This is a genomic window from Pseudomonas sp. B26(2017) (assembly GCF_002113045.1).
Taxonomy (GTDB): Bacteria; Pseudomonadota; Gammaproteobacteria; order Pseudomonadales; family Pseudomonadaceae; genus Aquipseudomonas.
On record NZ_NEJJ01000016.1, the window covers coordinates 121,641 to 131,595 of the forward strand.

General features: G+C 63.0%; 11 protein-coding genes. 9 read left to right on the plus strand and 2 right to left on the minus strand.

The window, feature by feature from the left end; translation table 11 throughout:
• The first annotated feature begins 154 nt into the window (after positions 1-154).
• Positions 155-409 carry a transmembrane sensor/regulator PpyR gene (locus CAF79_RS22555; RefSeq protein WP_085700375.1) on the plus strand — a complete coding sequence of 85 codons (255 nt, stop codon included), beginning with the start codon at positions 155-157 and terminating at the stop codon, positions 407-409.
• Positions 410-483: 74 nt separating this feature from the next.
• Complete coding sequence (locus CAF79_RS22560; RefSeq protein ID WP_256579471.1) at positions 484-969, plus strand: phage infection protein; 486 nt, start codon at positions 484-486, stop codon at positions 967-969.
• 16 nt (positions 970-985) lie between these two features.
• Here the strand turns inward: CAF79_RS22560 and CAF79_RS22565 are convergent, their stop codons facing one another.
• Positions 986-2,554 carry a winged helix-turn-helix domain-containing protein gene (locus tag CAF79_RS22565; protein WP_085700377.1) on the minus strand — a complete coding sequence of 523 codons (1,569 nt, stop codon included), beginning with the start codon at positions 2,552-2,554 and terminating at the stop codon, positions 986-988.
• A 250-nt stretch (positions 2,555-2,804) separates the two neighbouring features.
• On the opposite strand from CAF79_RS22565, the gene CAF79_RS22570 reads away from it, so the two are divergent.
• From CAF79_RS22570 to CAF79_RS22600, 7 genes are all read left to right on the plus strand, one after another.
• Positions 2,805-3,560 (plus strand): SDR family oxidoreductase, encoded by a 756-nt coding sequence (locus CAF79_RS22570; RefSeq protein ID WP_085700378.1) that lies wholly within the window; start codon positions 2,805-2,807, stop codon positions 3,558-3,560.
• Between the two features lie 30 nt (positions 3,561-3,590).
• The gene (locus CAF79_RS22575; RefSeq protein WP_085700379.1) at positions 3,591-4,004 is read left to right on the plus strand and encodes a cupin domain-containing protein; all 414 of its coding nucleotides are present in this window, start codon (positions 3,591-3,593) and stop codon (positions 4,002-4,004) included.
• Between the two features lie 71 nt (positions 4,005-4,075).
• Entirely contained in the window at positions 4,076-5,167 is a 1,092-nt protein-coding gene (locus CAF79_RS22580; RefSeq protein ID WP_085700380.1) for an HlyD family secretion protein, read from the plus strand.
• Positions 5,164-6,717: an MFS transporter gene (locus CAF79_RS22585; protein WP_085700381.1), complete on the plus strand. Its 1,554-nt coding sequence runs from the start codon at positions 5,164-5,166 to the stop codon at positions 6,715-6,717. The genes CAF79_RS22580 and CAF79_RS22585 overlap by 4 nt, the downstream gene beginning before the upstream one ends.
• Before the next feature lie 61 nt (positions 6,718-6,778).
• Entirely contained in the window at positions 6,779-7,294 is a 516-nt protein-coding gene (locus CAF79_RS22590) for a GNAT family N-acetyltransferase (protein WP_085700382.1), read from the plus strand.
• 37 nt (positions 7,295-7,331) lie between these two features.
• Positions 7,332-8,372: a GSCFA domain-containing protein gene (locus tag CAF79_RS22595; protein WP_085700383.1), complete on the plus strand. Its 1,041-nt coding sequence runs from the start codon at positions 7,332-7,334 to the stop codon at positions 8,370-8,372.
• Positions 8,341-9,030, plus strand: a complete 690-nt coding sequence (locus tag CAF79_RS22600) for a hypothetical protein (RefSeq protein ID WP_170929770.1) — start codon at positions 8,341-8,343, stop codon at positions 9,028-9,030. The genes CAF79_RS22595 and CAF79_RS22600 overlap by 32 nt, the downstream gene beginning before the upstream one ends.
• A gap of 45 nt (positions 9,031-9,075) precedes the next feature.
• Here the strand turns inward: CAF79_RS22600 and CAF79_RS22605 are convergent, their stop codons facing one another.
• A complete protein-coding gene (locus CAF79_RS22605) occupies positions 9,076-9,945 on the minus strand; it encodes a TauD/TfdA family dioxygenase (RefSeq protein WP_085700384.1) in 870 nt (289 codons plus the stop codon).
• Positions 9,946-9,955: the final 10 nt, after the last annotated feature.

The window sequence follows — 9,955 nt, forward strand, 5'->3', positions numbered from 1 at the left end:
GATAAAACCAAACTTATGCAACATGGTTGATCCCTACGCCCAACAGTAAAATCCCTCCATCAAATGCAACGGCCGGCAAAGTCATTGACTTCGCGGTTTCCGTGCGCGTCGACATTTACCCACTCATTCACGAACCCAGGGATGGCTGATCAACATGTATGACTTTTTTGAAGACTCGTACCGCGTGCTGAAGTTGTCCCACGTATTACTGATCGGGGGTCTGGGCATGTTGATGGCGGGAGTCTTCCTGGCGTATGTGTTTGACGCTCACCTGGCCTTGCCCACGCTGGTCGGTGCCCACGGGATGACGATCCTCGGGCCGACCGCGATCAAGTTGGGCTACGTCATGCGCCTGATTGCGCATAACCGAATTCGCCTGGCCGCGCAGGAACATGGAGTTCCTCATTAAGAGTATTCGATTGATTTAGAACCTGTCTGGTTGCAACCCGGAAGTTCAATAACGAAATCCCACTACGACTCAGGATGATCACGATGAAAACTATTGGATTGGTATTGCCCGTTGCCATTGTTTCAGCCACCTGGATAGTTGCCACTCATGCATTCGGCGCAAGTTGCCTGCCCGACATGCCGGTGGCCAACAGACAGGAAACCAGCACTCCGGATTCAGAGCCTTCATCGGTGCAACAGTACCGGGCCAGAAAGGCGCCGACCCAGATTGCCGAAGGGGGTTCGGATCGGCTGATGGAACGTCGAGTTGCCGAAGGCGGCTCCGACCGCCTGATCGAACGCCGTGTTGCCGAAGGCGGCTCCGATCGCCTGATCGAACGCCGCGTCGCCGAGGGCGGCTCCGATCGCCTGATCGAACGTCGTGTTGCCGAAGGCGGCTCCGACCGCCTGATCGAACGCCGTGTTGCCGAAGGCGGCTCCGACCGGCTGATCGAACGCCGTGTAGCCAGCAATCAGTACGATGCCGCGATGGACATGCGAATGCATTTTTCGATGGATTGATTGGCCGACTGCGTCGTCACTCCGGCAACCCCGCCAACCGCAAACCTTCGGCGAACCGGGCCACGTCTTCAGGCCGTTGAATGGGCAGCCACGCACTCAGGCTGGACACCCGCAAGGTCGGGTCCAGCTGGCGCACACGTTCCATGGTTTGCCCGGCCTTGTCGGTTCGCCCGTTGAGCGCGTGGCTTGCGGCGATCAAGGCCGCCGCTGCCAGCAGACTGGGCAGGTTTCCCTGCGCTTTCTCGGCCCAGGAAGCCGAGAGCTCGAAGCGACCGGCGAAGAAGTGCGCCAGTGCCATCCCGACCTGCATGCGGAACATCTCCGGATCCAGCGGGCTCAGGCGCACGGCGTGCTCGAGGTTGGCAATGGCGGCCTCGGTTTCGCCCCGCAAGGCACGCAGGATGCCACCCAGATACCAGGCCGGCGCCAGGTTGGGGTTGAGCAGTCGAGCCCGATCGAGCAAGGCGATGCCACAATCGACATCCCCGGTCAGATGGGCGAGAGCATGACCGCAACGGGTCAGCGCCACGGCGTCATCGCGCCCCAGCTCCACACCCATTCGCGCCAGCCGCGCACCTTCGGCGATTTCCCGAGACCGATCGGTCATCCAGCCGTTGAGCTTGCGCCAAAAGTGGCACCACGCGGCCATGCCGTAGGCCGAGGCAAATTCCGGATCCAGCTCAATCGCCCGGTAGAACAGCGCCAATGACTGCTCGATCGCCGCTCGGGTGCCGATGTGCAGCTTGGCAGTCCCTCGCAGGTAGTAATCGTAGGCATCGAGGCTGTCGGTGGGCTTGCGCTTGGCCCGCTCGATTTCCGCGCGTTCGAGCTGTGGCGCAATGGCGCCCACAACGCTTTCGGCCACTTGATCCTGGAGCTCGAAAATATCGTCGAGCAGACCTTCGAAGCGTTCGGCCCACAGGTGCGTTCCGCTGCAGGTGTCAATCAGCTGGCCGGTGATGCGGATCTTGTTGCCGCACTTGCGCACGCTGCCTTCCAGCACATAACGCACACCCAGTTCCTGACCGACGCCTCGTGCATCCACCGCCCTGCCCTTATAGGTGAAGCTGGAGTTGCGAGCGATGACGAACAACCAGCGCAGGCGTGACAAAGCGGTGATGATGTCTTCGACGATGCCGTCGGCGAAGTAGTCCTGTTCGGAATCGCCGCTGAGGTTCTGGAATGGAAGGACAGTGATCGAAGGTTTTTCCGGCAGGACAAGTGTCGCGGCCACCTCGGGTTTCGCAGGTGCTTCTGGTGCGTCGACAGGACTGTCGCACGGGATGATTTCACCGACAAAGCGATAGCCCTTGCGCGGCACCGTGCGCACCAGGCGCTGCTGTTCACCACTGTCGCCGATAGCCTTGCGCACGGCGTTGATGTGGCTGGTGATGGTCGATTCGGAAACGATCCGGCCACTCCACACGGCACTCAACAGTTCGTCCTTGCTCACCACCCGCTCGCGGTTGCCGACCAGTACCAGCAACAAGTCGAAGACCTGCGGCCCGACAGTCACTACCTCCCCGCGCCAGGTCAGTTCCCGGCGCTGCTGGTCGAGCACGTAGTCTTCAAACACGAATTGCACGGTGGCTGTTCTCTGGTCTGGGCCCCCGACTCCGTATCCGAGCGGGCGATTGTCGTGCGCTCAATGATACGGCAGACCTTGAACCGCCGCACCGGTGTGCACATTGGTCTACGCATCAGCCGACGGATTGGCCTGTCTGGACAAAAAACCAAGGCAAATCCAAGGTCACCACAAGGATTTGCCCGGGCGCCACAGGCATGCTCAACGCACATCGACAGCAATGGTTGCCGTCGGCAAGTGGAGAGTTGCCATGAAGATCGTCGTTATCGGAGGCACCGGCCTCATCGGATCGAAACTTGTGAACAATCTGCGCGAACGCGGCCACGATGCCCTCGCCGCCTCCCCCAACACCGGCATCAACAGCATCACCCGCGAAGGCCTGGCCGAAGCGATGGACGGTGCCCAGGTTGTGGTCGATGTGTCCAACGCGCCGTCGTGGGAAGACCAGGCCGTGCTCGATTTCTTCGAAACCTCCACCCGTAATCTGCTCGCTGCCGAAGACGCCGCCGGGGTTCGCCATCACGTGGCGCTGTCGATCGTCGGCAGTGAGCGCCTGCCCGCCAACGGTTACTTCCGCGCCAAGGTCGCGCAGGAGAATCTGATCAAGGCGTCCGGCATTCCGTACAGCCTGTTACGGGCCACGCAGTTCTTCGAATTTGTCGGCGGCATCGCTCAGGCCGCCACCGTCGGCGAGGAAGTGCGCCTGTCGCCAGCGTTGATCCAGCCCATGGCTTCTGACGATGTCGCGGCAGCGCTCACCGACGTGGCACTGGCCGCGCCGATCAACGGCACGCAGGAGATTGCCGGCCCCGAAGCCATGCCGCTCGACGAGTTGGTCCGGCGCTTTTTCCGCGCCACCCACGACACCCGCAAAGTGATCCCGGACGTTCACGCCCGCTACTTCGGCGATGTGCTCGACGACCAGTCGCTCACCCCCGGCAGCAGCAACCCGCGACTGGGCCCGACGCGCTTTGAGGACTGGCTGGCGAAATCGATCCAGCGCTGAAACACCCCACCCATTTGAAGGAGTATCGCCATGTTCAGCCGAATCCTGCTGGCCGCCACGTTTGCGGCCGTTTCGATTTCATCCGCCTCGGCCGCCGAGCCCCAGGCCGGCAAGGTCACCGTGGTGTTCGACCGCACCCTGCCCAACGTTCCGGGCAAATCCATGAGGGGCGTGCTGGTGGAATACGCGCCCGGTGGATCTTCGCCGGCGCACTTTCATCCCAAGTCCGCGTTCATTTACGCCACGGTGCTTGAGGGTGCGGTGCGCAGCAAGGTCGGCGACGGGCCGGAGAAGGTCTACAAGGCCGGGGAAAACTTCGTCGAACAACCGGGTGATTTCCACGCGGTGAGCGCCAATGCCAGCACCACCGAACCGTCCCGCCTGCTGGCGGTGTTCGTGCTCGACAGCAGCGAGACCGACCTGGTCAAACCGGTCAAGCCGTAGCCGATCCATTTGTCGATGCACCTCCGGCAGTCCGGCTGCCGGAGGTGTCGGCCTTGCGCAGGACCCCGATCATGAACGCGCCCCAGCCCACCACCGCCAGCATGGCGCAATCCGAATCGACGCCCGCGCCGCCGCACCAAGGCAAGCGCAAGGCGGCAGGACTGCTCATGTGCGCCGCCGCCCTGACGATTGTGGCGGGCGGTTATGTCGTGCTGTACGGCGGCAAAAGCATCTCGACCGACAACGCCTATGTGCGTGGCGATGTCACATCTTTGGCGGCCAAGGTTGCCGGTTACGTCACCAGCGTCGAGGTGCGGGACAACCAGTCGGTGCAGAGCGGCGACGTGCTGTTTCGCATCGACGATCAGGACTATCGCGCCCGCCTCGCCCAGGCCGAAGCCAACCTCAAATCGGCACAGGCACGCCTCCGCGATGTCGATGCCCAGACGCAACTGCAACATGCGCAGATTCGCCAGGCCGAGGCCGAGCGCCGCTCCGCTGCCGCGCAGATGAACCTCGCCGGCAAGACTCACGAACGCAACCGCAAACTCATCGCCAGCAACGCCGTAAGCATGGCGCTGGTCGATGAGACGGCGGCGGCCCAGACGCGCGCCTCTGCGGCAGTGGACGCTGCTTCGGCGTCGGTCGAGGCACAGCGCCAACGCCTCGCCGTGCTCCTGGCCCAGCGTAGCGCCGCCCTCGCGGCGATGGCTCAAGCCGACGCATCACGCGATCTGGCCCGGATCGACCTGGACAGCACCGTGGTGCGTGCACCCGTGACCGGGGTAATTGGCAACCGCCAAGTGCGGGTCGGCCGTTACGTCACGCCGGGGGTTGCGTTGCTCGACATCGTTCCGGTGCAGGACGTGTGGGTCGTGGCCAACTTCAAGGAAACTCAGCTGGAGCATATCCAGCCAGGTCAGCCGGTGCGGATCACCGTCGACGGCTACCCCGACGATGCACTGGAGGGCGTGGTCGACAGCTTTGCCCCCGGCAGTGGCTCGGCCTTCAGCCTGTTGCCGACCGACAACGCCACAGGCAATTTCGTCCGTGTGGTGCAGCGGGTGCCAGTGAAAATCCGCCTGGCCAGCAACCCCATGCCGGGGCGCATCGTGCCGGGGCTGTCGGCGCGGGTCGATGTGGAGCGTGGAGACGGATCATGAACCGGCCTGCCCGGCCCGGCGTGTTGCTGATGATCGGCATTTTGCTCGCCAGCCTCACCGAAGCGATTGCGGGCACCGCACTGGTGCTGGGCCGCAACGACATCATCGGTGACACCGCTGCCACCCCCGATGAGTTTGCCTGGCTGGACATCGGCTACACCGGGTTCAAATTGATCGGTTTCATTACGGCGTCGTGGCTGCTGGCACGCTTCGCCCCGCGCAACGTGATCGTCGCTGCAACCGTTGTCATGGGGCTGGCCTGCGCCATCGCTGCCTGCAGCACGCGGCTCGACCTGTTGACAGCACTGCGCATCCTTCAGGGTTTTGCCGGCGGCACGTTGCTGGTGGCGGGTCAGGTGCTGATCTTTCGCAGCTACCGGCGCCATCTGCAACCGGCACTGCAAGCGCTGTTCGCCATCGGCGCGGTCGTCGCTTCCGCCACGTTGACGCCCGCCCTGCAAGGTTGGCTGGTCGACAGTCAATCCTGGACCTGGATTTTTTTCAGCGTCGTGCCGCTGGCCTTGGTGTCCAGCGGACTGTTACTTATCACGGTCACCCCGACACCCGCGCGAGTCAGCCCGCGTGTCTTCGATGGCCTGGGGGTATTGCTGAGCACCACCGCCCTGCTCTGCTTTACCTACGTGCTCAGCCAGGGCGAGCGCTGGGACTGGTTCGAGGCGCCGCGCATCGTCTGGCTGACGCTGGTCGGCAGCGCGTCCCTGCTGGGGTTTCTGGGCCAGCAACTGTTAATGAACGGCAAAGGCGTACTCGACTTCAGCGTGTTCAGGTCGAGCGATTTCTCGTTCGCGTTCATCGTCAGCTTCGTCGCAGGTGCAGCACTGTTCGGCAGTGCCTACCTGATTCCGGCATTCGCCGTGTCGGTGCTCGGTTTCACCCTGACCGAGGCCGGCCTGCTGCTGTTGCCCAGCGGCGCATTGTTTGTCGGTGCGCTGCTGATCGCGGCGTGGCTGATGCAGGCGCGCGGGGTGGCGCCGTTTGCCACGGTGCCATTCGGCATTCTGATGATCATGATTGCGATGTGGCTGCTTTCAGGCTCGGCCCGCGACAGCGGCAGCGCCGACATGATGGGCGCCATCCTGTTGCGAGGGCTCGGGCTGGGCTTTCTGTTTCTGTCGATCACCCTGATCGCGTTTACTCACCTCAACAGCCGCAACCTGGCGGCCGGCATCGGTCTGTTCAATACCGGCCGGCAGTTGGGCGGCCTGATTGGCGTGGCCGGGCTGCAAACGTTGATCGAGCACGGGCATGCGGCCAACGCCGTGATATTGGGCAGCAGCGTCACGCCGGGCAGCCCGGCACTCATCGAACGGCTGACAAGCACTGGCGCCTGGCTGGCCGGGAAAGGCATGGAGCCTGCTGCGGCGGCCCGTGCGGCGACGAATCTGCTGGGACGGACAGTGTCGGAGCAGTCGCTGGTGATTGCCTTTGACAGTGCGTTCATGGCGGTGACGTTGCTGTTTGCGGTGGCGGCACCGCTATTGGTGGCAATAAAAATAGGCTTTGCGAAACACGCCGGATCAAAACATTGATCTTTCCCCCCACACCCAGTAAAAAACCGTCTTCCCTTTTCGCACTTGCAAGGAGCAGCGGATGCTTGAGCTCACCACGCAACGCCTGGACCTGCGCACGATGGTCGAAGCCGACTGGCCGCTGTTCCTCAGGCTGCATTCCGAGCCGCAAACCATGCAGTACGTGTTCGGTGAAATCGCCGAGGACCAGGTTCGCAAAGGCTTCGAGCATCGGCTTCCGGCCTGGGGGCCGCAGTCGGATCACTGGTTGTGTCTGGTGGTGACCGAGAGGGCCAGCGGGCAGGAACTGGGCGTGACCGGGTTTCGCATCCTGTCGCCGGGGCATGCCGAGGTGGGTTGTCTGCTGTTGCCCGAACATCAGGGCAAAGGCTTTGGCACCGAGTCGCGGAAGGCGATCATCGACTACGCCGCCGCCATCGGCCTGGACTCGCTGGAGTCGACCGTGACCGACGGTAATATCGCGTCCTGCAAGGTTTTGGAGAAATGCGGTTTTGTATTCGAGCGCCGCGTGCCGCAGGCCTATCAGATTGGCGATCGCTGGTTTGACGACCTGATCTACCGCTATCAAATCAGCTGACCCCGTTTTATCAGCGACCGCCAAGGAGGCCCTCGTCGTGAATCCTTATCAATGCCTGCCACCCCGCGCGTTCTGGCGCACCGCCGTGGCGGACAAGCCCGCGCTGAACATCGATCAACTGTGGACGCCGCAATTCGAGATCGGCAACAAGGACGCCATCGTCACCGCCGGCTCGTGTTTCGCTCAGCACATCGGCCGGGCGCTGGTGGAACGCGGCATGAACTGGCTGGATGCAGAGCCGGCCCCGGCCGGACTGGCCGAAACCGACTGGAAGGCCCACAACTACGGGGTTTTCTCGTTTCGCACCGGCAATCTGTACACCCCGGCGATGCTCTGCCAATGGCTCGAATGGGCGCTGGGCGTGAGCCTGCCGCCCGACGAAACCTGGGCCCATGACGGGCGTTTCTTCGACCCGTTCCGCCCTGCCGTGGAGCCCGACGGTTTTGCCAGCGAGGACGCGCTGTTCGCATCGCGCCAAGCCACCCTCGATGCGATCCGCACAGCCCTGCGCCGGGCCAAAGTGTTCGTGTTTACCCTCGGCCTGACCGAAGCCTGGCAAAACCGTCAGACCGGTCTGGTGTACCCCGTGTGCCCCGGCACCGTGCGGGGGACCTTCGATCCGCAGCTGCACCGCTTCTGCAATTTCGGCTTCATGGACACCTATGGCGAGATGGTCAGGGCACTGGAGTTGATGCGTTCGATCAACCCGCAACTGCGCGTGCTGCTCACCGTGTCACCGGTGCCCCTGACAGCGACCGCCACGGGTGAGCATGTGCTGAGCGCCACCACCTATTCCAAATCGGTCCTGCGCGCCGTCGCCGGGCAACTGTGTGAAGACCTGTGCGACGTCGACTATTTCCCCTCCTACGAAATCATCACCGGCACACCGTTCAAGGGCGCGTTCTACCAGCCCAACCAGCGTGAGGTCACACCCGAAGGCGTGGCATTCGTCATGCAGCAGTTTTTCGCCGGACTCGATGCCGTTCAACCGGTGCAGACGCCGGTTAACGTGCCCTCCACCTGCATGCCCAGCGAGGAGCTTGTCTGTGAAGACGCCGTGCTCGATTACTACGCCTAGGTTTCTGCTGCTGGGCGATTCCCATGCTGGGGTCATCGGCAAGGCGGCACAGGCCCGTGAGTTGCCTTTCAGCGGCGGCCCGCTGGGCACCGGCCGGGATTTCGCGGTGGACTTTTTCAGCTTGACCCGCCATGACGTGGTGTTTCGCGAGGCCGAGATGGAGCGCCTGTATCGCCAGGCCCTTGAACCGTTCGAAGTGCCGCAACTGGCGAAGGTCGGGGTGCCGCTGGTCAGCACCATCGGCCTGAGCCTGCACTACCTCGCCACCGCGCCGAACTGGACGTGCTACCAGGCCCCGGACGGCGAATTCGATGAAGGTTTTCTCGCCGGGCCGCTGTTCGAATCCATCGTCGACACCCTGTCCCGGCCTGCGCTGGCGTTCTATGAGCAGGCCCGGGCGATGAACCTCAAAGTGTTCGCCGTGCTGCCACCGCAGCGGGTGCCGGAGTTGTCCGACTCACGGGTGTTCATGGCCGCGCAGGCGCTACTGATCGAGCGCCTGCAAGGGCTCGGCATCGAGCTGATCGACGTGCGCGCCGCAGCGAATGATGAACAGGGTTTTCAGCTTCCGGCGTACTGCGAAGTGGATGACCCGCTGCACGGGAATCTGGCGTTTGGCGAGCTGATCGTCGAGCAACTGCTCAATCGAGGAATTTAGGCCCGGACCTGTGGGAGCGAGCTTGCTCGCTCCCACAGGGGGTCATCACGCCTTGGGCTGCGTCCCCAGAATCGTCACCCGCTCGCCATACCGCGAATGCGGGAAATAATCCCAGACCGCATGGTGCTGGGTGCAGCGGTTATCCCAGAACACCAGGCTGTTCGGCGTCCAACGCACACGACAACTCAAAACCGGCTCTCGGGCCACCAGATCGAAAAGCATGTTCAACAGCATCTGACTTTCGCCGCCGGATAACTGGACGATGTGCGACGTGAACCCGGAATTGACGAACAGCGTTTTGCGCCCGGTTTCCGGGTGGCGAACCACCACCGGGTGTTCGTTTTTCGGCAGGTTGGCCGGCGCTTCATAACCCTTCCACGGAATTGCGCCGTCGTGGATCGCGGTCAATTCGCCGAGAAACTGCTGCATCGTCGGCGACAGCATTTCCAGCACCAGGTGCATGTTGGCGAACAGCGTATCGCCGCCCGTGCCGATGGCCGGGGTTTCCTTGACGTACAGCATCGAGCCCATGGACGGCGCCAGGTCGGCGGTGCCGTCGGTGTGCCAGGTTTCACCGGCCACGTAGCGCGATTGCGCATTGGCGCGGATCACCACCAGCTCCGGGTCATCGCCGTCGATGTCTTCCACCGGCAGCGCCCGCAGCTCACCGAACAGCCGACCAAACGCCTTGTGCTCGTCCACCGTCAGATGCTGGTCGCGGAACACCACCACGTGGTTCTCCAGAAAGGCCCGGCGGATTTCCGCGAGCTGCTCGTCGCTCAGCGGTTGCGAAAGATCGACGCCGCCAATCTCGGCGCCGATGATCGGCGTGATCCGCTCGACCGTGATGTGCCGATAAGGCGCACGCTGTTCTGCGGCGATGCGCTCGATTGCCTTGAGTGCCAACTGATCCATGTTCCCTCAC